22 protein-coding genes are annotated in these 20734 nt (G+C 51.6%); 7 read left to right on the top strand and 15 right to left on the bottom strand.

What is annotated here, in order from left to right; all coding sequences use genetic code 11:
• Positions 1-4 precede the first annotated feature (4 nt).
• Positions 5-934, top strand: a complete 930-nt coding sequence (locus EHT25_RS29495; protein WP_124879022.1) for a TonB family protein — start codon at positions 5-7, stop codon at positions 932-934.
• A 76-nt stretch (positions 935-1010) separates the two neighbouring features.
• Here the strand turns inward: EHT25_RS29495 and EHT25_RS29490 are convergent, their stop codons facing one another.
• The 6 genes from EHT25_RS29490 to EHT25_RS29465 all read right to left on the bottom strand — a co-directional run bounded on the left by EHT25_RS29490 (position 1011) and on the right by EHT25_RS29465 (position 6443).
• On the bottom strand, positions 1011-1430 hold the full coding sequence (locus EHT25_RS29490) for a hypothetical protein (RefSeq protein ID WP_124879021.1): 420 nt from the start codon (positions 1428-1430) through the stop codon (positions 1011-1013).
• A 149-nt stretch (positions 1431-1579) separates the two neighbouring features.
• The gene (locus EHT25_RS29485; protein ID WP_229311834.1) at positions 1580-2092 is read right to left on the bottom strand and encodes a phosphoglycerate mutase family protein; all 513 of its coding nucleotides are present in this window, start codon (positions 2090-2092) and stop codon (positions 1580-1582) included.
• 18 nt (positions 2093-2110) lie between these two features.
• Complete coding sequence (locus EHT25_RS29480; protein WP_185731526.1) at positions 2111-3310, bottom strand: M20 metallopeptidase family protein; 1200 nt, start codon at positions 3308-3310, stop codon at positions 2111-2113.
• Positions 3311-3400: 90 nt separating this feature from the next.
• Positions 3401-4096 carry an RDD family protein gene (locus tag EHT25_RS29475; RefSeq protein ID WP_124879019.1) on the bottom strand — a complete coding sequence of 232 codons (696 nt, stop codon included), beginning with the start codon at positions 4094-4096 and terminating at the stop codon, positions 3401-3403.
• A gap of 58 nt (positions 4097-4154) precedes the next feature.
• Complete coding sequence (locus tag EHT25_RS29470; protein ID WP_124879018.1) at positions 4155-5339, bottom strand: glycosyltransferase; 1185 nt, start codon at positions 5337-5339, stop codon at positions 4155-4157.
• Entirely contained in the window at positions 5340-6443 is a 1104-nt protein-coding gene (locus tag EHT25_RS29465) for a glycosyltransferase family 4 protein (protein WP_124879017.1), read from the bottom strand.
• Positions 6444-6617: 174 nt separating this feature from the next.
• Between EHT25_RS29465 and EHT25_RS29460 the strand changes: the two genes are divergently transcribed.
• From EHT25_RS29460 to EHT25_RS29450, 3 genes are all read left to right on the top strand, one after another.
• Positions 6618-7589 carry a stage II sporulation protein M gene (locus tag EHT25_RS29460; RefSeq protein WP_124879016.1) on the top strand — a complete coding sequence of 324 codons (972 nt, stop codon included), beginning with the start codon at positions 6618-6620 and terminating at the stop codon, positions 7587-7589.
• Positions 7590-7686: 97 nt separating this feature from the next.
• A complete protein-coding gene (locus EHT25_RS29455) occupies positions 7687-8568 on the top strand; it encodes a hypothetical protein (RefSeq protein WP_124879015.1) in 882 nt (293 codons plus the stop codon).
• Positions 8552-9286, top strand: a complete 735-nt coding sequence (locus EHT25_RS29450) for a DUF4129 domain-containing protein (RefSeq protein ID WP_124879014.1) — start codon at positions 8552-8554, stop codon at positions 9284-9286. Before EHT25_RS29455 ends, EHT25_RS29450 begins: the two co-directional genes overlap by 17 nt.
• Before the next feature lie 8 nt (positions 9287-9294).
• Here EHT25_RS29450 and EHT25_RS29445 read toward each other — a convergent pair whose 3' ends face one another.
• Complete coding sequence (locus EHT25_RS29445) at positions 9295-10083, bottom strand: SDR family oxidoreductase (RefSeq protein ID WP_124879013.1); 789 nt, start codon at positions 10081-10083, stop codon at positions 9295-9297.
• A gap of 254 nt (positions 10084-10337) precedes the next feature.
• Between EHT25_RS29445 and EHT25_RS29440 the strand changes: the two genes are divergently transcribed.
• The 3 genes from EHT25_RS29440 (at position 10338) to EHT25_RS29430 (ending at position 12250) form a co-directional block, all read left to right on the top strand.
• Positions 10338-10919 (top strand): LemA family protein, encoded by a 582-nt coding sequence (locus EHT25_RS29440; RefSeq protein ID WP_124879012.1) that lies wholly within the window; start codon positions 10338-10340, stop codon positions 10917-10919.
• Positions 10920-11002: 83 nt separating this feature from the next.
• Positions 11003-11437 (top strand): TPM domain-containing protein, encoded by a 435-nt coding sequence (locus EHT25_RS29435; RefSeq protein ID WP_185731525.1) that lies wholly within the window; start codon positions 11003-11005, stop codon positions 11435-11437.
• Positions 11438-12250 (top strand): TPM domain-containing protein, encoded by an 813-nt coding sequence (locus tag EHT25_RS29430; RefSeq protein WP_124879011.1) that lies wholly within the window; start codon positions 11438-11440, stop codon positions 12248-12250.
• Between the two features lie 11 nt (positions 12251-12261).
• On the opposite strand, the gene EHT25_RS29425 is transcribed toward EHT25_RS29430, so the two are convergent.
• The 8 genes from EHT25_RS29425 to EHT25_RS29390 all read right to left on the bottom strand — a co-directional run bounded on the left by EHT25_RS29425 (position 12262) and on the right by EHT25_RS29390 (position 20729).
• Positions 12262-12666, bottom strand: a complete 405-nt coding sequence (locus EHT25_RS29425; RefSeq protein WP_124879010.1) for a type II toxin-antitoxin system VapC family toxin — start codon at positions 12664-12666, stop codon at positions 12262-12264.
• Positions 12667-12672: 6 nt separating this feature from the next.
• Positions 12673-12909, bottom strand: a complete 237-nt coding sequence (locus tag EHT25_RS29420; protein ID WP_124879009.1) for a hypothetical protein — start codon at positions 12907-12909, stop codon at positions 12673-12675.
• A 13-nt stretch (positions 12910-12922) separates the two neighbouring features.
• On the bottom strand, positions 12923-13501 hold the full coding sequence (locus tag EHT25_RS29415) for a hypothetical protein (RefSeq protein ID WP_124879008.1): 579 nt from the start codon (positions 13499-13501) through the stop codon (positions 12923-12925).
• Positions 13502-13695: 194 nt separating this feature from the next.
• Complete coding sequence (gene gpmI / locus EHT25_RS29410) at positions 13696-15231, bottom strand: 2,3-bisphosphoglycerate-independent phosphoglycerate mutase (protein WP_124879007.1); 1536 nt, start codon at positions 15229-15231, stop codon at positions 13696-13698.
• Between the two features lie 158 nt (positions 15232-15389).
• Complete coding sequence (locus EHT25_RS29405) at positions 15390-18725, bottom strand: UTP--glucose-1-phosphate uridylyltransferase (RefSeq protein ID WP_124879006.1); 3336 nt, start codon at positions 18723-18725, stop codon at positions 15390-15392.
• Positions 18726-18728: 3 nt separating this feature from the next.
• Positions 18729-19676, bottom strand: coding sequence for a UTP--glucose-1-phosphate uridylyltransferase (locus EHT25_RS29400; RefSeq protein ID WP_124879005.1), 948 nt, complete (start codon positions 19674-19676; stop codon positions 18729-18731).
• A 184-nt stretch (positions 19677-19860) separates the two neighbouring features.
• Entirely contained in the window at positions 19861-20388 is a 528-nt protein-coding gene (locus tag EHT25_RS29395; protein ID WP_124879004.1) for a low molecular weight protein-tyrosine-phosphatase, read from the bottom strand.
• 29 nt (positions 20389-20417) lie between these two features.
• A complete protein-coding gene (locus EHT25_RS29390; RefSeq protein WP_124879003.1) occupies positions 20418-20729 on the bottom strand; it encodes an FtsB family cell division protein in 312 nt (103 codons plus the stop codon).
• Positions 20730-20734 lie beyond the last annotated feature (5 nt).

Raw genomic sequence — 20734 nt, 5'->3', positions numbered from 1 at the left:
TGTCATGAAACCGTCCAAACCCTTTTCCGCCCGGTTGCGCTTCTGCCAACGGCGGCTCGATAACCGGCTTATTTCCTACACGTTCGGCCCAAAACCGTCGGCATTCGTAACTCCTTTCTTCCAATCGTCCACTCTAAAACAGCGTATCATCATGTTACAGAAATCCGAAACCAGCCGTTGGGCGGTCGCCAAATACGGTTTTGCCATCCTGTTGATTTGCAGCCTGTTCGTTTTCGTAGCCGCCTGCGAAGACCAGTCGAAAAAGGATGTAGTTAGCAACCAGGAAATAACCGTTTCGGGGCAGATTCTCTCCGCTGATGGAAAACCGCTCCCCGGAGCAACCATCGAATTGAAAGGTATTGAAAGAGGCACGACGACCAATGCGGAAGGTCGTTATACAATCAGCGCACCCGCTAATGCAGACTTGCTAATTAGCTTTGTTGGTCATCGGAGTCAGAAGATTTCAATCGGAGGACAAACTTCCATAAACACAAAGCTAGTTCCAGGGCCTGACCATAAGGTATCCGGTTTTTTAGGGGAAGTTACAACACCTGGTTATACTGTTGAGATTCCAGCTGAGGCTGATAACGACAGTCGCATTTTTACAGTCGTTGAAAAGCATCCGGAATTTCCGGGCGGGATGGAAGGTTTGGGCAACTATATCACTAAAAACTTGAAATACCCGGAAGCGGCCCTCCGCGCGCACGTGAGCGGTCGGGTCTATCTTTCGTTTGTTGTCAACACAGACGGCAGTATGCAGGATATCCAGATTCTGAAAGGGATCGGTTTCGGGGCCGACGAAGAAGCGATTCGGATGATCAAAGCCATGCCCCGCTGGAAACCGGGTACGCAGGATGGAAAACCGGTGCGGGTGAAATACAATCTGCCGATCAAATTTGATCTGGAAAACCGGTCAACGACGCCAGCTCCCTAATCAAATCCCTATCTTTAGTTGATAATTTTATACCAAAAAGGCCCGAAACTGTGCAGTTTCGGGCCTTTTTGGTTAGTTATTTCTTTTTGGTCTTCGGAAAGAACGACATGAATTTTTCGTAAAACCGCTCGTACACTTCGGGTGCATTGCGCTTTTCCCAACCGACGGCGAACTCGGTTTTGGCCCGTTTCCAGGTGATAGTCACATCCGGTTTTTCCGGTTTGTCCAGTTTGGTGGTTTTGATCTTACATTCCTGCTCCAGGGTCGCAAATGCCCGTTGCGTCGTATCCTTCTTCTGTTGGCCCAATTGCGTAAAACCGCCTTCGGCACCTTCCCGGTAGTACATCAATCCGTTGTCCAGCAGTCGGTATTCCGGCCGGTCGGTCTCACTCCCCACTTCCACGACAATCTGCCGACCGGTATACCGATTCGGGAACGTCGACCCCGTTGTGGCCGTTTCCTGCGCACACACACTACCGGTTTTAACCAGCCACATCAAACAAAAAACAAAGAACAATCTCACAATTCGCAAACTCATTACTCGGTTTCAATTTGGGTATACACTAATTTATTAACTCCCGAAACGGCAAAAAATTGTCCGGTTTGGCCACACTGCCTGCTAATCCGATGCAGCAATGGCGTTTTTCAAGGTGGAGTCGGTTTTCCGTACGTTTCTTCCTGCAACCGCACCGATTTACCAAAAAGTCCTTTTTTCAGGGTTACAATCAGCAGGTTATCAAAATCTTCCGACTCGATGTTAGCCTTCGACGGTTTGGCACCCAGTCCCTGCGCAATTTCCAGAATCGTGTTGCTGTGGCCGACCACCAGGATATTTTTCCCCTTCGTTTGCTGCACCAGTTCCACCACCGCATCGACCGGTTTGGGCGGATACGATTCAATGGGCAGGTTGAGGTGTTGGGATAACGGCCCGGCGGTTTGCTGCGTCCGGCGAGTCGGCGTGGTCAGAATCCGGCTGATTCGCTCATCCTCCAGCCGGTCGGCCAGCGCCTGAGCACGTTCGAAACCGACGGCAGACAAACTGGTCGTATCGGCTTCGCTCACCTTCTCGCCGTGCCGAACAATATAAACCGTCGACGTCGAACAAGCCGTCAACCCCGCCAGCAGCAAAACCGGCAAAAATTTATATTTTGTCATCATGCAGAAATGGTAAAACTCTCAATTCTTAACTCGTAACTCCTCCACCGCCAGCCAGCTCATCAAACCAGCACCAATTTCGAGCGCCGACTCGTCGATGTCGAACGTGGGCGTGTGAACGCCGGAAATGATGCCACGCTCTTCGTTGCGGGTGCCAAGGCGGTAGAAACACGAATCGACCACCTGCGAATAGAAGGCAAAATCCTCGCCCGCCATCCACAAATCGAGGTTTACGATGTTTTCGGGGCCCATGTATTCCGTTGCCGACGAGCGCATCCGGCGGGTCAGTTCGGGGTGGTTTTTCAGGAACGGGTACCCGCGCACGACGGTAAATTCGCAAACCGCGCCCATCGCTTCGGCCATGCCTTCGGCCATTTTTTTCATCCGGCGCAGGCCGTCTTCCCGCCACTCTTCGTCCATGCAGCGAAACGTTCCTTCGATCTTGACTTCGTTGGGAATCACGTTCGTCACGCCGTCGGCAATAAACCGCCCGAACGACAACACCGACGGATTGGCCGGTTTGCGGTTACGGCTGATAATTTGCTGCAAAGCCACAATGATGTGCGACGCGATCAAAACCGGGTCGATGAGCTGATCAGGCATGGCGCCGTGGCCGCCTTTTCCGATCACGGTCAGATACAGTTCGTCGGTGCTGGCCATGTACATGCCTTCCCGAAAACCGATCTTCCCGACCGGAACATTCGGCGCCACGTGCTGACCGAGCATACTGGCCGGCGCCGGATTTTCCAAAACGCCATCCTTGATCATCAGCGATGCACCACCGGGCGCTTTCTCCTCCGCTGGCTGAAAAACCAGCTTGACGGTTCCCTCGAACTGGTCGCGGAGCTCCTGCAAAATGCGCGCCGTTCCGAGCAAGGACGAGGTATGCACATCGTGTCCGCACGCGTGCATCACGCCCTCGACGGTCGATTTATAGGGCACATCGTTGGCTTCGTGAATCGGCAGTGCGTCCATGTCGGCGCGCAGACCCACGACCCGGTTTTCCGACGAAGCGGTTTTCCGCCCTTCGATCAGCGCCACCAGACCGGTGTTGGCCACGCCCTCCTGCGGAGTCAGGCCGATGGCTTTGAGTTGTTCGGCCACAAACCGGGCCGTGTTGTATTCATTGAACGACAATTCCGGATTGGCGTGCAGGTGTCGCCGGTTGGCAACGATATCGGCCGCGTATTGCCGGGCCAGTGTTTTGATTTGATCTTTCATCGTACCCACGGACTTTAGTCCGTGTTTTTTTGATTATAAAATCTCGTTTAACACCTATCCGATGCTCACGGACTAAAGTCCGTGGGTACGTTAGGCTAAAAACTGGTAATCGTTGATCAGCGTCCGGAGGAACGTGGTATCATCCAGGTCCGAACGAACGCCGATGACTTGTTTTACTTTGTCGGCGGCCAAACCGCTGATTTCGGGGTTGTTTTGACGTAAAGCTTCCCGGATGATGTTCAGATCGCGGTCGGTCAGCTGGGTTACTTCGGGAAAACGAACCTGGTAATCCTCGGGTAATGCGCGGTACGTCACCTGAGCAAGCGAGACGGGCCGGGTCAGTTTCACGACCGTGGTTCCGGCGGCAATGTCGCCAACCCGCTGTCCTTTTCCATTAACCGCAATCGTAATAACCGCCACCATACCGCCCAGAAAAAACGGCGATTCGATGAGTCGGAGCAACCAGCGCAGCAGATACGCCCCCAAACCGGGTTGCGACCCATCCAGCATCACCACCCGGATTTTCATTGCAATCTTGCCCAGACTTTGTCCGTTCAGAAACACTTCACACAACAGATCATAGAGCATGAACGGCAGCAGCAAAAACAACCCGGTCCAGAAGTTACTCCGAAACACATTGGGCACTTGTGCCACCAGAATCATATAAAAAATCAACCACCCAAAAAAGATCAGGTAATCGAGCAGCAACGCCAGGATACGGTCGCCCAGACTGGCGGGTTCGTACTCCAGTGTAACGTTTTGGGATGTCAGAATCGAAACCGTCATACGATTAGCAAACCTTGTCAGGGTTTCTGACCGTATCGACGGCCCGGCACTGACAGGGTTACAGATGATTAAAAATAGTCTCTGCAAAATAAACGTCCGAATTTCGTTCCGCTAACTTTTGCAGGTTGGCCTCCGAATACGGAATTCCGGTCGTCAACACCCGTTCCAGCAGCGATCGAATAGCATCCGGCGAGGTAGCATCCGTCACTGCGCCGAGTTGTTCGGTTTGCACCAGTTGACCCAGGTAACCGAAATCCGACGCCAGCACCGGTTTTCGGGAAACCGCGGCCCGCACCACCACCGACGCCATGCCGATGTGATGCTGGTATAACGCCAGAACGTAGTCCGACAACTCAAAATGAACCTGAATTTCCCGCCCTTTAATTTCTTTAAATGACCGGACAATCTGAACTTCGTCACCAACTTCCGCCATTTTTCGTTCAATGAGCTGCTGAAAATCGGGTTGAATTGGCCCGGCCAGCACCAGACAAAGGCGGTTTTTCTGCTCCGCCGACAAGCGTTTCATCGCTTCGAGCAACGGTTCGATGCCCTTCCGGTCGTCCAGATGCCCAAACAGCAGCAGAATCCGGCGATTGGGTTCAATTTGCAGTTTTATTCGCAATTCTTCGCCTTCGGCGGGCTGAATAGCGTACGATTCGACCGGGTCGGCCAGGGGCCAGATTTTGACGTGTGGACTCAATTGCCGCAAACCGTCCACCGCCGAATGATCCAGGCAAAACAGATTGGTCAATCCCCGGCCATTCAGAGCCCCGTTCAGGGTGATTTTCTTCCGGGCGCCATTCAGTCGGGCTTTGATACCGGGCCGAACCTTGTAATGAAAATCCGGCCGGAAATAAATCCCGGAAACGGCACAGGGCGCCGACCGGCCCAGCCAGCTTGCCAGCATAAACAGGTCAAAATACATGAGCAGCACGTGATCAGGTTGATGCGTTTCGATGTATTTCAGCATCAGATTCCATTCCTTGAACGAACGCGTGGCCATCGATGCCCCGTGAACGGTTTCAATGTCCGACGACGAAATCGACACAAACCGGACGTTTGCAGCACCCGGTTTTTGTTTCGTTAACGCATCGTACTGCTTCTGAAACGCTTGCTGTGTCACGACGATCAATTCTCCTTCGAGCCGATGCGCGATCCAGTATGTAATCAAATGCGTCAGATAATCAGCGTGATGACCGTCGATGATTGTATCAAAAAGCAGAATTTTCTTCGCTCTGTTCACTTATGCAATACGTTGATAAACCTGTAGTGTTTGACTCGCCGTTTTTTCCAGCGAAAAGTATTGGCCGCGCTCGTACCCTTTCCGGATCAACGACTGACGCAGCGTATCATCGGCAATGATTTTTTCGACCTGCTGCCGCAGATCCGCTTCCGATTTCGGATCAAAATACAAAGCCGCGTCCTGCGCCACTTCCGGAAAACAGGACGCCCGACTCAAGATCACCGGGCAACCGGCCGCGAAAGCCTCCAGAATCGGAATACCGAAACCTTCGTAGAGCGACGGATAGACAAACGCCAGCGCGTTCTGATAAAACCGAAACAAAGCAACGTCGCTGTCGATGCCGCGCTGACCAACCTGGTTTGTCAGTCCGAGCTGCTGAATCAACTGCGTTTCTTCGGGATTAAACGCCCCGCCCCCTGCGCAAATCAGGTGAATCCGGCGGTTTTTAGTGAGCGTCGGCGCAATGGCTTTCAGGAATGGGGCGAAATTCTTGTAATCGTTGCGCGTGCCGACGTACAGCAAATACATTTCCGGAACCTGAATCTGAAACGTTTCGGGCACGTTCAGGTTCTGAAAAGCCGTTGCGTGGTGCACAACAGTGATTTTTTCCGGTTTGATTCGGAACAGCTCGATCAGGTCCTGTTTGGTATTTTCCGAAACCGCAATCACCTGCGCCGAACGGTCGAAAAGGGTCTGTTTCAGTTCCTTCGACGCGTTGTCGATGTGCCCGAATTCGGCACCAAACTTGTCCTTGATGGCGTCGTGGTACGTCAGGACGAACGGTTTTTTCGTGTGGTTCAGAAAGTACGGATGAAAGAATGTCGGGTGAAAAACGTCGTATTGATTCCGCTTCAACTGAGCGATGCTCCACAACCGGTTCACCTGCGAAAACAGCATGTTGGTGGGCATAAAACCCAGAAAATACGAAAAAGACTGCACCCGAAACGCGTCACTTTCCAGCAAATAGGCATTGTTGGAAAACAAAAGTGAGAGCTGGGTTTCAACGCCTTTCTGCTGAAGCGATACCATCAGGTCGTAAAAATACCGGGACACTCCTCCATAGCGCACCCCGGTAAAGGCCTGATGGTCAAACAAGATTTTCATACCTGATTCAAATACACTCCGAAACTGCAAACTTACGGAGAAACCCTTTGACAACGACTATTTATGAGCGAAATCGACGGTATCGCCCCGGTTTTGATGAGCGGTTTTGAAATATGGGATTTGCTTTGCAACTTATCCGACCCAATGGGTTTCGGCCCATAACCCGGTTTTTTCATGCGTGAAGCTGTTTTTATTAAAAAAAATACGGAAAAGTGGAAGGAAATCGAAAGCGAGCCGATTACCGCCAACGATCGCACCGACCCTGACGTGCTGACCGAACGGTTCATTGAACTGACCGACGATCTGTCGTATGCGCGGACGTTTTATCCGACTTCGCCCGTCACGCGCTACCTCAACGGGCTGGCGGCCACCATGCACCGGCGGCTGATGCTCAACAAACGCGAAGACCGCAGCCGGTTTGTGCAGTTCTGGAAAACCGAACTGCCGTTGCTCTTCCGGAAATCGCACCGGCTGTTACTGGTGTCGTTCCTTGTGTTTCTGGTCGCGGCCGCGCTGGGCTGGGTGTCGGCGGCTAATGATGAAACCTTCGTCCGGCTGATTCTGGGCGACGATTACGTCAACATGACGCTCGAAAACATTCGGAAAGGCGATCCGCTGGCGGTTTACAAAAGCAGTGGCCAGGCCGATATGTTTCTGGGCATTACCGTCAACAACATCCGGGTTTCGTTCATTGCGTTCATTCTGGGCCTGTTTGCGTCGTTTGGCACCATTGCGGTGATGTTTCAGAACGGCGTCATGCTGGGTGCGTTTCAGTATTTTTTTTACGAACGGGGCTTGCTGCTGCCGTCGGTGCTGACTATCTGGATTCACGGAACGCTCGAAATTTCGGCAATTGTGATTGCGGGAAGCGCCGGTCTGACGCTTGGCAACAGTTTGTTGTTTCCGGGAACCTGGTCGCGGCTGGAGTCGTTCAAACGCGGGGCCAAACAGGGGCTGAAAATCGTGATCGGGCTGGTACCGGTTTTCATCACCGCCGGTTTTCTGGAAAGTTTCGTCACGCGCCTGCCGCTGCCCCCAGTGATCAGTTCGATCATTATCCTGGCGTCGGCTGCGTTCATTACCTGGTATTTTATTCTGTATCCGATTCAATTGGAGAAGCGGTTTAACGATAGGAACGCGGATTGAACGGATTAAGCGGATCTCAACAGATTATCCGTTCTAATCCGCTTAATCCGTTCAATCTGTGTTCCTATCAAAGCAAGAATCATAAACGAATCAACTAATGAATCTCTACCAAACGCGCGATTTCGGCGAAAAAATCAACGCTACGATTCAGTACGCGGTCAAGCAAATCCGCAGTCTCGGCATGGCGCTATTGTACATTGCCGGGGCTCCGGCCCTGATTGCGGGCATTGCCTCCGGGATCGCGTCGGCGTCGATGTGGTCGGTTCAGCCCACCATCGGCAGTAAGACCCAAATGAATTCCTGGATGTTCCAGCAAATTTCGAGTCCGTATTACATCGTGGCGATTGTGCTGGCGCTGTTCATTCCGTTGCTGGTGAATCTGACGGTATATGGCCACCTGAAGGTGTATAACCGCAACCCGGACGAGCCGGTCACCGTTGAAGCGGTTTGGGCCGAAGTTCAGGACGCTCTGGGGCGAGCCCTTCTCACCTGGTTTGTGGTCGGGATTCTCGTCGTTGTTGCCACGCTGTTTCTGCTGGTTCCGGGCATCTATCTGGGCGTGGCCTTTTCGCTGGCGCTTCCCATTGTTGTCTTTGAAGAAGGTTCGATTGGTAATGTGCTGAGTCGTTGTTTCGATTTAATTCGCGACAAATGGTGGTCGACGTTCGGTTTGATCCTTATCATCAGCTTCATCGCTTACATTCTCAGCTTTGCTTTCAACGTTCCGGCAGCCGGAGTCAGCATGATGGTTGCGCTGAAACTGGCCCCAAACATACCGGTTTACGTCACCATTCTGACCAGCATTCTGAGCACGGTCGGTGGGGTGGTGGTTTCGTCGCTTATCGCATTAGGCATTGCTTTTCAGTATTTTAACCTGGTTGAATTGCGGGATGGCCGCAGCATTCTGTCGGCCATCGACAGCATTGGCTCGCCGTTGCCTCCGCCTATTCCCCGTTCCAACAATGAAGGTGATTATTAAACGGCTGGTTTTTGGCTTGTTATTACTGATACTCAGCGGTTTTCCGGTTTGGGCGCAGTTGCCCGTTCCCCAGCCGAAAGATACGGTTCAGGCGCAACCCGCGCCCGACGATCGCAGTCCGGTATTGGTTCGGAAACCGAAAACCGCCCGTCTCGACGACTACCGCACCGACCGCGACTACCAGTACGGCCAGGATCAGAAACCGGCCAACAGCTTGTGGGCCAAATTCTGGAGCTGGTTCTGGCGGAAAGTAAACGAGTTTATGCGGAGTCGTTCCTACCAGAATTTCTGGCAGTATGTTATTCTGGCGATGGCCGCCGGGGTGGTGATCTGGCTGTTGATCAAAGCCGAAATTCTGGGATTCATTTTTAGTAAGGGAACCAGTCGTGCCGCTTTGGAATACGAAACCCTGACGGAAAACATCCACGAAATCGATTTTGAGCAACAAATTGAAGCGGCCATTGAGCAACGGAATTACCGGCTGGCGGTGCGGCTGCTTTACCTCCAAACGCTCAAACACCTGAGCAACCACAACCTGATCGATTGGAAACCGAACAAAACCAACCGCAGTTACGTCTATGAACTGGCGCAGTCGCCCCGGCAGCCGGAATTCGAATCCCTGACGACGCAATTCGAATACATCTGGTACGGCGATTTTCCGATTACCGAAGAACGGTTCAAGCCTTTGCAGGAATCGTTTGAGCGGTTTCGACGGTAGTTGTCAACTTACAACCCACCGGTTTTACCGCCATCCACCGGCACGTTAATCCCGCTGATCGCAGCCGCTGCGGGTGTGCAGAGAAAAGCCACGGCGGCTCCCACTTCTTCCGGTTCGACAAACCGCCCCATCGGGATCTCAGCCTGCATTTGCGCTTCGATTTCAGCCCGCGATTTCTGTTGCGCCTTCGCCCGGTTGTCGAGGGTAGCATTCAGACGGGCAGTTTTTGTATAACCGGGTAACACATTGTTCACGGTGATGCCAAATTGCGCCAGTTCCAGCGACAGCGTTTTGGCCCATTGCGCCACCGCCCCACGAATGGTATTGGAAACACCCAGACCGACAATCGGCTGTTTGACGGACGTGGAAATGATGTTGACAATCCGGCCATAACCCGCTTTTTTCATCGACGGCACCACAGCCTGCGCCAGAAGCTGGTTATTCAGCAGATGAGCCGCAAAGGTTTTGGTGAATTCCTCCAGTTTGGCCTCGATAATCGGGCCACCCGCCGGACCGCCGGTGTTGTTGATCAGCAGGTGAACTTCCGGAAATTCCGCCAGGTACGCATCGACAACGGTTTTAACATCGTCCGGATTCGCAAAATCGGCTACCCGGTACTGGTGCTTTTGGCCCAATTGCGTATCCAGCGAGGCCACGGCGGTTTTCAGTTTTTCTTCATTTCGGGCCAGCAGCGTAACGTTGGCGCCCAACAAGGCCAGTTCAACGGCAGAAGCGTAGCCAATACCCTGCGTGCTGCCGCAGACAATAGCGGTTTTTCCGGTAAGCGAAAGATCCATAGTTCCGGGGATTAAAGTCAATGACTTGCGTTAAAACGCTAACTAACGGCGATACAACAAGATTTTTACTAATTTACCAATCAATTCGTGGATGTTATCAGTTATTCACCCAAACCGCTTTTCACAGAACCGTACCGTTTCCAATCATCAACCCCGGCGAATGAATTTCGGTCAAAAGCGTCCGATCCTGTAAATTTTCGCGATACCGATCCGGTTTTGATGACCTTTGCTAACCAATTAACCTACACACAACCATGTCAAAAGGTCTTATTATTGTCATTGTCATTGCGCTGATTTTTGGTTTCTTCGGATGCAGCACATATAACGGTATCGTCGGCAAAGACGCGAATGTCGGCGAAAAATGGGCGCAGGTCCAAACTCAGTACCAACGCCGGGCCGATCTGGTGCCGAACCTGGTCAATACCGTCAAGGGAGCCGCCAATTTTGAAAAAAGTACGTTAACGGCGGTGATGGAAGCCCGTTCGAAAGCCACCAGCGTGCAGTTAAACGCGGATCAATTAACGCCCGAAAACGTGCAGAAATTCCAGGCCGCTCAGGATCAGTTGAGTGGAACGTTGTCGCGTCTGCTGGCCGTATCCGAAAACTACCCACAGTTGAAAGCCACCCAGAATTTCTCGGAACTTCAGTCGCAACTGGAAGGAACGGAAAACCGCATCAGCGTCTCACGGAACGATTTTAACGCGGCTGTAAAAGACTATAACGTCGCCGTCCGCACGTTCCCGGCCAACATTTTCGCGGGTATTTTCGGTTTCTCGCCCAAAGGGTTCTTTGAAGCCTCGCAAGCCGCTCAAAACGCCCCAACCGTCCAATTTTAAGTTAAAAGTGAAGAGTTAAAAATTAAACGTATTAATGCGTCAGCCTACTTTTAATTTTTAACTCTTAATTCTTAACTCCCTTTATGTCCGCCATCAATCTTTTCACAGCCGAAGAGCAGCAGCAGATCATTCAGGCGATTCGGTCGGCTGAACTGGAAACTTCGGGCGAAATCCGAGTGCATCTCGAACTGCTTTGCCCGACTCCCGACGTCATCGAACGGGCGGTGCAGGTTTTCCGGCAACTGAACATGGATCAAACCGCTCAGCGAAACGGCGTGCTGTTTTACCTGGCTACCGACGATCGGAAGTTTGCCGTGTTGGGCGATGAAGGCATCAATCGGGTTGTTCCCAAGGATTTTTGGGAAACGACCAAAGAAGTCATGCGCGACAATTTCCGCAATGGCCGGTTTACGACCGGTTTTTGTCTGGGAATTGAGCGGGCAGGCCAGCAATTACGGCAGTATTTTCCTCGGTTGGAGAATGATACCAACGAGCTTTCCGACGAAATTTCACACTAAATGAATCTTTCCTTCGTCACATATCGCATTGCCCTACCGGTTCGGATTCTGTTGATTCTTCTTTTTGCGGTTTTCGCTATTCAGACGTACGGACAGGATGATGTCATTCCGGACAAACCCAATCCGCAACGGCTGGTGAACGATTACGTCGGCATTCTGAAGCCGGATGAGCGGGCGAGACTGGAGGAAAAATTACGGGTTTATAACGACTCGACCTCCACCCAGATCGTCATTCTGATCGTCAAATCGACCGAGCCCTACCCGATCGGTGATTTCAGTTTTCAGGTGGGTCGAAAGTGGGGTGTGGGGCAGAAAGGCCAAAATAACGGTCTGGTGCTGACCTGGGTACCTTCAACCCGCAAAGTATTTATTGCGACAGGCTACGGACTCGAAGGTGCCATTACCGATGCCATTTCCAAGCGGATTGTCAGTCAGATCATCGCTCCGCACTTCAAAAAGGAAGAGTGGTACGCCGGTTTGGACGAGGCAACCACCGAAATCATCCAGCGGGCTCGTGGTGAATACAAAGCCGACGCGTCCGACGATAGCGATGCCGGGGATGGAATCATCTTTTTCCTCATCATTTTTGTGATCATCATCGTCATCATCTGGATCAGCCGGAACCGGGGCGGTGGCGGCAGTAACCGAAACCGAGGTGGCGGATTCTTTCCGGTTCCCTTCCCGACGTCAACTTTTTCCGGCTGGGGCAGCTCGTCCGGTAATTGGGGCGGAGGAGGTGGTGGCGGAGGCAGCAGCTTCGGCGGTTTTGGGGGTGGTAGCTTCGGCGGAGGTGGTGCTGGTGGGGATTATTAGGTTTCTAACTCCTAAAATACCGTTATTTTAACGTTGGTGTATTTCTGGATTTTCCTGAAATCCGATTGGTTGAATGTGTACAATTCCTGGCAATAGATTTCAGCAATTGCCGTATGGATGCAGTCGTTGATGTTTTGAAAGCCAACTTTCTTTGCCAGTTCGATGCCTCTCTTGTAGATTGTCGCGTTATAATTAATCGTTTCGGAAGTCAGCAATCCATCAATCATTGATTCAATATCTTTAGCTGATACCTTCAGACGTGACAGTACAAAAGCGGTTTCCTGCAAGCAAAGCAGAGAACAAAAGAATAGACTAGTTTTTGAAGCTTCCTGATAAAGTTGTATGGCTTTCTGATTTTTAGCAAAATCTTGCTCAATGAGATAATTTATCAAAACATCAGTATCGAAGTAAATCATTCTGAGCTATAGGTTTACTTCGTTAGCTAATGCAGAAAGATCCAGATTCGGATCTATTTTGACTTTTTTTAGCTTTTTGCGTAATTTCTCCATTTTGCGAAAAGCTTCCATCTGGCTGACGGGCGTATCACTCTCCACATCTTTTATGGTTATTTCAACTTCCTTTTTCCCAAATCGTTCTTTAATAGCCTCCAGAAAACCGCTATTCAAAGAATCCGCCGTCACTTTGTAGGTCATTTGCATAAAAATGCGACTTTTATTTTTTCCAAATTAACGTTTTTTCACTGAACTGCGTTACTTCCCCATCAATCAAAAACCGCTTGGCATCCAGCCACGCCAGTTGCTGAAATCCTTCGATGTGATAGTGTTTGATGGTTCCTTTGTCGCTTTCCAGCCAGACGTTTCGCTCCGATTCGTAGAGGGAATTCCTCGTTCGTAACGTCGCTTTCACCAGCCGGGGCTGGCGGGTGGCCGAATCCAGTTCGACGCGCAACTGCTTAACCGGCAGGTTTTCACCCGGTTTCAGGCTGTACTCATACGTCAGCGAATCCGGGCGGTTTTTCTGGTAACTGGACTGATAGGCCTGTTTGTTGATATCCGCCTGGAGAAACAAATCGAGCTCGCGACTCCAGTCGATGGTTTTCGTCGTTTGCTGCTCCTTGTCATTACCAAAACCGGACTGTTTCACAACCGTAGGCTGTTGTTTCTGCAACTGACTGATTTGCTGTTCAATATACGACTTCAGATCGTAATACGTCCCGGCGGGCGCTTCCTTGGTTGGATTGGAACAGGCCGCCAATCCCAGAACAATGACAATTTCGTAACTAAATTTCATCCTGATAAAAAATAACCCCTGACTTTCCAATCAGGGGGCGTACACTGCTTGTTACCCAGTTGGCGAACACCAACCCGAGTCGAAAAGTTTGTCTTTTAAGACAAGAGAGGTGAGACAAGAGAATAAAGACCGTTGGAATAATCAGGAGTCTCTACTCTCTTGTCTCACTTCTCATCTCTTTACTCTATTCTACTCTATTCCGCAATCAAACTGTGGCCCGTCATCACGGCGGGTTGTTCGATGCCCATTAGTTGCAGAATCGTCGGGGCGATGTCGGCCAGAACGCCGTTGTTCAGCTTCGGATGGAAATTATCATCGACCAGAATACACGGCACCGGGTTGGTCGTGTGGGCGGTATTGGGCGAACCATCTTCGTTGATCATGTAGTCGGCATTGCCGTGATCGGCAATCACAATGGTCGAATAACCGTGGGCCAGCGCCGTGGTAATGACGGCCTGCGCGCATTGGTCAACGGTTTCGGCGGCTTTCACGACTGCCGAAAAAACGCCCGTGTGCCCCACCATGTCGGTATTGGCAAAGTTCAGACAGACGAAATCAACCTGTTCGCGTTCCAGTTCCGGGATAATGGCGTCGCGGATGTCGAACGCACTCATTTCCGGTTTCAGGTCGTACGTAGCCACTTTGGGCGACGGACACAGCAGGCGGCTTTCGCCCTCGAACACGTCTTCGCGACCGCCGGAAAAGAAGAACGTCACGTGCGGATACTTTTCGGTTTCGGCAATCCGAATCTGTTTTTTACCCGCTTTCGAAACCACTTCGCCAAGCGTACTCGTCAGATTATCCTTATCGTAAATGACTTTTACGCCCACAAACTCGTTGTCGTAATTGGTTAACGTGACGTAATATAAGTTCAATTTCTTCATGTCCTGCTCCGGATAATCGCGTTGGCTGAGCGCCAGCGTAATTTCCCGGCCCCGGTCGGTGCGGAAATTGAAACAAAGCACCACGTCGCCATCCTGAATCGTTGCCAGCGGACTGCCATCGGGATTCGTTACAATAATGGGTTTAATAAACTCGTCGGTTACGCCTTCTTCGTACGATTTATGAACGGCCGACAGCTCACCGCCCACTTCGCATTTGTCATGACCAACGCCTTTCACCATGGCATCGTACGCCAGTTTGACGCGCTCCCAGCGGTTGTCGCGGTCCATGGCGTAATACCGCCCGGTGATGGTAGCAATCCGGCCCGTGGTGGCTTTCAGGTGATTGTCGAGATCGGCCAGAAAACCGTAGCCGCTTTTGGGGTCGGTATCGCGGCCGTCGGTAAACGCGTGGATGAACACATCCGTCAGGCCCTGCTCGTGCGCCACCGTGCACAATCCTTTCAGGTGTTCGATGTGGGAATGCACCCCGCCATCGGACACCAGCCCTATAAAATGGACTTTTTTGCCGTTGGTTTTAGCATAATTCAGCGCATCGAGCAAAACCGGTTCTGTATCGAGCGTGTGTTGCTCAACCGCCAGGTTGATTTTCACTAAATCCTGATACACAATTCGCCCCGCGCCGAGGTTCATGTGTCCTACTTCGGAATTACCCATCTGACCCGCCGGTAAACCAACGGCCAGACCCGAGGCTTCGAGCTGGCTGTGTGAATACTTCGTGTACAGCGAGTCCACAAAGGGCGTATTAGCGGCATCAATGGCCGATACATCGATCTTTCGGGCAATTCCCCAGCCGTCCAGAATCATCAAAATGACTTTCTTGTTCATGCTTCGAAATTAACAACATTAACGGCAAAAGACATTATTTTATAGTTAAAGATGATTTCGATAGGAACGCGGATTGAACGAATCTAACGGATCAGAACTGATTTTTATCCGAGAAAATCCGCTCTATCTGTTCAATCCGTGTTCCCACCAAAAATCATCTACTCAAACGTCCCCAAACCGGCAATGTAATCTTTACTACCGTCGGTGACCCAGGCATCGAGTTGAGCCGGATCTTTGAGTTGCTGCCCGCGCATCCGCGAAACCGCAACATAACCGCATTGAACGTCCGTCAGCGCCGACATGTCGCTCCAGAGTTTTTCAATCTGTGCCACCGGATAAATATCTTCCTGACCGTGTCCCCAGCGGTATTTTACGTCTTTGATCGTCACATAGGTCGGAATGCGGTGAGCCACGCTCCGGACGGCTTTTGCCAGTCGGGCTTCGTCGCCGTCCTGCAAATCCTGCCGCGTCAGGCCGAACAACGCCAGCAGCGGATCGATCTGAATCCAGGTCGTGTTGGAGCTGTAATAACTCAGGTTCAGTTCGTCCTCTTCACGCGGTTGCGCGAGTCCTTCCAGCATCCGAAGGTGACCGTTCACGCGCGTCAACCCGCCCCCCCGATCTTCGATTCGACGAGGCACCACCTCAAACGTCAGCATGTTACCCGATTCCAGGTGATGCCCCAAAACCGCCGGGTCTACGTCCATGCCGAGGGTATCGATATTGTGCAACACAATCGTCTCGACCTGCGGCTGATCGGCCAGCAATTGCGCCAGAACACCGTTACGGAGCAGATTGGAAACTTCATACCAGTGGCCCAACGGCGAAAACCGCTGAGCAGCAATGTTATCGACGTAGTCCGACCCTTCGCCTTTCGACTTCGCCCAGCCAATCATCGTCTGGCGAACGGCGTCGCGCACTTTTTGCTTGTTTTCATCGAGCGTTTCCTGCGGCATTTCTTCCCACATAAACCGCAGATCGCGTTCCATCGGCACATACCGCTGCCCAATCGAACGGCCCGGCGAAAGATACGTCGCGCCCGAATACCCAAAATTACCGGTTTCTTCCAGCGTCCGCCGGATCGGTTCGTGCGTCAAATAACTGGTTGCGACCAGATGCGGAATCATCCCGCCGTACGTTTCCGACACTTTCCGGGTTTTCGCCAGGTGGATTTCCAGAAAACTGCGGTGTTTGCCGTCAATTTCCACAAACGGGTTCAGGGCTTTGATCACGCCCGCGCCTTTGGTCCAGCGACTCCCAACGCCGGCTGCCAGACTCAAAACCGCCACTTTTCCGGCCCGAATGGCCGCTTCACCGGTTTTTGCAGCCGTTGTTATTTCATCAAACTGAACTAGATCGCCCGGCTGCACATCTTCGATGCTGGTTTCGGCCGGTAAGCGGTTGCGCGACAGCCCAATACGTCCTTTCTGCAAATCTTCCCGAATTTCTTCGTGCTGGATGTAATCGAACCCGTTCTCTTTCTTGATCCGATCCGCTTTTTCATTTTCAACGCTGCGGTTGCTTTGCGAAGCTGGATCCGAGACTTTGAACAGGTTGCTGATGATCGTTCGCAGGAGCGGATATGCCAGGTTATTTTTCTCGCAGTAGGTCGTAAACAAATCGATTTCAGCGCGCCGGATGTACGAAATCGAAGCCGGATCTTTGCGAACCAGTTCCGACACGTGAATCCCGTAATATTGTTCCGGCATCAGCGCATCGGTGCCTTTTTTCAGATTGGCCCAGGTACCTTTGTAATTGATGCTCCAGTTATAAACGACCGGTTCCATCGCAAACGGTAACGACGCCGACAGTTCCGCCTTGGTTTTCCGCAGAATGTCCAGCACCTTCATTTTATACTCCTCATAACCCGCCGGGTTGACAAACATGCCCATTCCGCCCCCAGACATCCCGCCCAGCATCAGAAAACCGTAGTAATCGTCGCCAAAGGCAGTTTTTGCCTTCGAAATGATTTGTTCGGTAAAGTACGTGGACGCCCACGGGATGATCGTTTTAATGGGGCCTTCCCAATTTCGGGCCGTGTTGGCTCCCAATTTCTGAATATCGCCTTCCTGGATGGCCGCCAGAATATTGTCAAAAACCTGATTGGTTTGCTGCCGGGCAATCCACTCTTTATCGCCCCGGAGCAGGTATTTCTCGGTGACCATTTCCAGGATCGGGCCGACGTTAGACGCCATGCCACCGTGCATCAACACCAGCGAATTCATGATTTTTTCGCCCATTTCCGGATGAATGTCCTCGCCCTGTAACACCCGGTGACGCGGCAGTAACGTTCCGCGACTGATGCCGGATTCGGGATCGCCTTCCTGCGCAAACGTGCCCTGAATGGCTTTGATCCCGGGCCAGACGCCACCCGAATCCTGCCAGCCACCGCCCGAACCGCCGATCCACTCGCCGAGAATGGCCCGCGAAGCCACCAGCCGCCGTTCGCTTTCCTGTAAACCGCCTTCCAGCTTTTGCGTCTGACTGGTCGCCCGCATGAGCAAGCTGATAATCGAACCCAGTAGGTTGGTCGAAACCGCAAACCGGGAGCCTTTCGGAATGTCGTTGACTTTGGTCACCAGTTCAATGCCCATGCCCGGCGCGACAATCCGCGACAGAATATCCGGCAAGGACTGGTTCGTGTTTTCGAACGAGGGCGGAATGAGTCCCGAGGCAATCACACCCGCTTTGACCAGACTCAGATAATCATTTCCGAAATTGAACAAATCGGCTAAATCATCAATGTCTTTCGTGGTGTTCAGGTCGATGCTGGTCAGGCGCAAAACCGGGTCGGGAATGACGCGGACGTAGCAGTTCAACGGCGGCCGAATGTCGGCATCGCGCCCAAAAACGCCCAGATCGATGGAAATATTGACCACGCGCGCCCCTTCGGGATAATCCATTCCGAGGAAGAAAATATCCGACCAGCCACTGTGGGTCAAGTCCATCCGCACCGACGTCTGTTCGTGCAGAATTGGATAAAAGAGCGAATTTTCCGGTCGTTTCAGCAAGGCCGGATGAATCCGGATCGGGTGTTCTTCGCGGTGCCCTACCCGAAACATCCACTGATTTCCTTTGCTCGACCGCACACTTTTCCGCACCTGATCGGCCAGAATCTGAAACGAGAGATGGTGGTAACTTTCGGCCAGCGCACTGAACAGGGCCGCATCCGGGCCGTGTTTCTCCAGTTCGTGCAAAAACGTGGCGATGGCGTGTTCGAAACGGCGGGCCAGCAAATCTTCAAAACCGGCATACGGTATTTTCCCGGTCCGGGGCGTTTCCGCCGACTCCATCAGGAAAAACCGGAAACCCGCATACAGGAAAAGAATGGCTCTGACTTTATCGTATAAATTGGGCGTCGACTTCCGAAACTCGTCCAGTTCGCGCAGCATTCCCAGCAACTCTTTCGCCGAAAGTCGCTGACTTATCTCGTAGAACGAACGGTTGCGTCTGGCGGGATCTGTCGAGATAATGGTTTCTATCAAAACATTCATATATCAGACAGTTCGGCTGTTTGCTTCGGCCAATAATTCCACCATTGTCGACAGGATTTCATCGTGGGCATCGCCCGCTAATCCGAGGGCAATCTGGGCGCGTAACAGCCCGTGTTTGCGGCTTAAATCGTAGCGGTTTCCTTTGACTTCCAGCGCCAGGTAATTTTCGGTTTCGGCCAGTTCCTGCAGAGCCGGTGTCAGTAAAATGTTGGTGCTGCTTTGGTCGATGTACTTCTGTAAAATACCAAAAATAGAAGGCGTAAACACGTGCATCCCGAAGAAGCAGAGGTAATAACCGGCCCGCAAACCGGGCGTCTGAAGTTCGAGTTCGGCGACGCTCAGCGTGGGTTTCTCAATGATTTTTTCGATCTGATACACGCCCGAACGATTCGGCACCTGTTTTCCGGTCACGGTACCGTAGCGCCCAATCTGGTGTTCGATGGTCGGGTTTACCGCCGAAACCGAGCAGTTTTCCTGCGAAGCCAATTCGAGCAATTGAGCCGCACAGCTTTTCAGTTTCAGGTTGGAAACATAGAGATAATCGCCTAACAGCAGTAAAAATGGCTCATCGTTTACAAAATCTTTCGCGCAAAAAACCGCGTGCCCATAACCAAGTGGTTCCTGCTGTTCGGCAAACTGAATCCGGCTCAGCAGATGATCGATCTTCTCGGCTTCCTTCTTCGCCCAGTCAACGCCTTTAAAGGAATTGAAAAGATTATCCCGTAACGATGCAAAGGCGGTCAGGTAGCGGTCGCCGTCGCCGGGGGCGCAAACGACGCAGAGTTCTTCGATTCCGCTGGCAAACGCTTCTTCGGCAATAATCTGGATCACCGGTTTGTGTAACCCATCGGTATCGATCACCGGAAGCATGGCTTTTTGAATGGTATCAGCAACCGGATATAAGCGTTCCCCTCGCGCAGCAGCCGTAATAACGGCTTTCTTAATTCTCATAACTTAACTAGCTTATTGTTAGAGTATATCGTTTCATAATCTGATCAAAACAACTGCCAAACTCTCCGAATCTAAAGGAAATTACCAGACTAAAATAATAATTCGGAATCAATCAGATAGCTTATTGAAATAGTGAACAGAGTTGTAAGAAAGTGCCTATTTTTCGGCAGAGACTGATGCCCATTTAGCCGTTGGCCCGGTGTTCCGATTGCGGTTGTAGCTGGTGTTGTTCGACCAGATAATTCAGCAAATTGTCGCAACAGCGGTTTACAATCTGGTAGACCTGTTCAAAAACCGCAGCGTCTTCGTAATAAGGATCGGGCACGCTCAAACCGCCGGGATTAGTGTCGGGCTGCGGATCAAATTCGCGCAGCAAAACCGTATTCTCTTCGCTGTAGAGGCCGGTACTGCGGTGACTGAAATACTGAATGGCGTCGTAATTGGCTTCATCCATCGCCACGAGATAATCGAATTGCGATAAATCTTCGCCCGACAGTTTGCGGGCGCGGTGCGTGAGCGTAATGCCGTGTTCGAGGGCATTTTCGCGGGTCCGGCGATCGGGCAGGTCACCAATGTGGTAGGAAGATGTTCCGGCGGAGTCGCACCGGATAGCCGTTTCCAGGCCGCGTTCTTTTACCAACTGCCAAAATACACCTTCCGCCACCGGCGACCGGCAAATATTTCCCAGACAGACGAACAGAACGTTGATCATAGTGTGAATGATGAATGATGAAAGAGAATTTATTTCTCGATCGGTTCATTTTTTTCGTTGACCAGCACGTAGACGTCCTCATTGGGCTTTTTCATGAGGTAGTTTTCCCGGGCGTATTTTTCCTGCAGGCGCGGATTGCCCAGAATAGACTGGCGTTGAATTTCGACTTCCTTGATTTTTTCGTCGTAATAAACCAGATCCGTTTCCAGATCGCCCAGCTTCAAGCTATTGTTGAATTGCGAAATGATGTCGTTCGCATCAAAAAAACCGATCCAGATCAGCAACCCGACGCCGGTTGCAAAATAGAAGTTTTTGGCGAGCCGAAGAATCTTGTTTACCATAGCAT

Origin of the sequence: Larkinella rosea (assembly GCF_003858635.1) — a bacterium.
Taxonomy (GTDB): Bacteria; Bacteroidota; Bacteroidia; order Cytophagales; family Spirosomataceae; genus Larkinella; species Larkinella rosea.
The sequence above is the reverse complement of the archived record's forward strand: the minus strand, read 5'-3'. Positions and strand labels throughout refer to the sequence as shown.

Bases quoted from the DNA above. Each gene is read 5' to 3' on its own strand.
- EHT25_RS29495 (WP_124879022.1), top strand. From the start codon at position 5: ATGAAACCGTCCAAACCCTTTTCCGCCCGGTTGCGCTTCTGCCAACGG.
- EHT25_RS29490 (WP_124879021.1), bottom strand. From the start codon at position 1,430: ATGTGGCTGGTTAAAACCGGTAGTGTGTGTGCGCAGGAAACGGCCACA.
- EHT25_RS29485 (WP_229311834.1), bottom strand. From the start codon at position 2,092: ATGATGACAAAATATAAATTTTTGCCGGTTTTGCTGCTGGCGGGGTTG.
- EHT25_RS29480 (WP_185731526.1), bottom strand. From the start codon at position 3,310: ATGAAAGATCAAATCAAAACACTGGCCCGGCAATACGCGGCCGATATC.
- EHT25_RS29475 (WP_124879019.1), bottom strand. From the start codon at position 4,096: ATGACGGTTTCGATTCTGACATCCCAAAACGTTACACTGGAGTACGAA.
- EHT25_RS29465 (WP_124879017.1), bottom strand. From the start codon at position 6,443: ATGAAAATCTTGTTTGACCATCAGGCCTTTACCGGGGTGCGCTATGGA.
- EHT25_RS29460 (WP_124879016.1), top strand. From the start codon at position 6,618: ATGCGTGAAGCTGTTTTTATTAAAAAAAATACGGAAAAGTGGAAGGAA.
- EHT25_RS29455 (WP_124879015.1), top strand. From the start codon at position 7,687: ATGAATCTCTACCAAACGCGCGATTTCGGCGAAAAAATCAACGCTACG.
- EHT25_RS29450 (WP_124879014.1), top strand. From the start codon at position 8,552: ATGAAGGTGATTATTAAACGGCTGGTTTTTGGCTTGTTATTACTGATA.
- EHT25_RS29445 (WP_124879013.1), bottom strand. From the start codon at position 10,083: ATGGATCTTTCGCTTACCGGAAAAACCGCTATTGTCTGCGGCAGCACG.
- EHT25_RS29440 (WP_124879012.1), top strand. From the start codon at position 10,338: ATGTCAAAAGGTCTTATTATTGTCATTGTCATTGCGCTGATTTTTGGT.
- EHT25_RS29435 (WP_185731525.1), top strand. From the start codon at position 11,003: ATGTCCGCCATCAATCTTTTCACAGCCGAAGAGCAGCAGCAGATCATT.
- EHT25_RS29430 (WP_124879011.1), top strand. From the start codon at position 11,438: ATGAATCTTTCCTTCGTCACATATCGCATTGCCCTACCGGTTCGGATT.
- EHT25_RS29425 (WP_124879010.1), bottom strand. From the start codon at position 12,666: ATGATTTACTTCGATACTGATGTTTTGATAAATTATCTCATTGAGCAA.
- EHT25_RS29420 (WP_124879009.1), bottom strand. From the start codon at position 12,909: ATGCAAATGACCTACAAAGTGACGGCGGATTCTTTGAATAGCGGTTTT.
- EHT25_RS29415 (WP_124879008.1), bottom strand. From the start codon at position 13,501: ATGAAATTTAGTTACGAAATTGTCATTGTTCTGGGATTGGCGGCCTGT.
- gpmI (WP_124879007.1), bottom strand. From the start codon at position 15,231: ATGAACAAGAAAGTCATTTTGATGATTCTGGACGGCTGGGGAATTGCC.
- EHT25_RS29405 (WP_124879006.1), bottom strand. From the start codon at position 18,725: ATGAATGTTTTGATAGAAACCATTATCTCGACAGATCCCGCCAGACGC.
- EHT25_RS29400 (WP_124879005.1), bottom strand. From the start codon at position 19,676: ATGAGAATTAAGAAAGCCGTTATTACGGCTGCTGCGCGAGGGGAACGC.
- EHT25_RS29395 (WP_124879004.1), bottom strand. From the start codon at position 20,388: ATGATCAACGTTCTGTTCGTCTGTCTGGGAAATATTTGCCGGTCGCCG.
- EHT25_RS29390 (WP_124879003.1), bottom strand. From the start codon at position 20,729: ATGGTAAACAAGATTCTTCGGCTCGCCAAAAACTTCTATTTTGCAACC.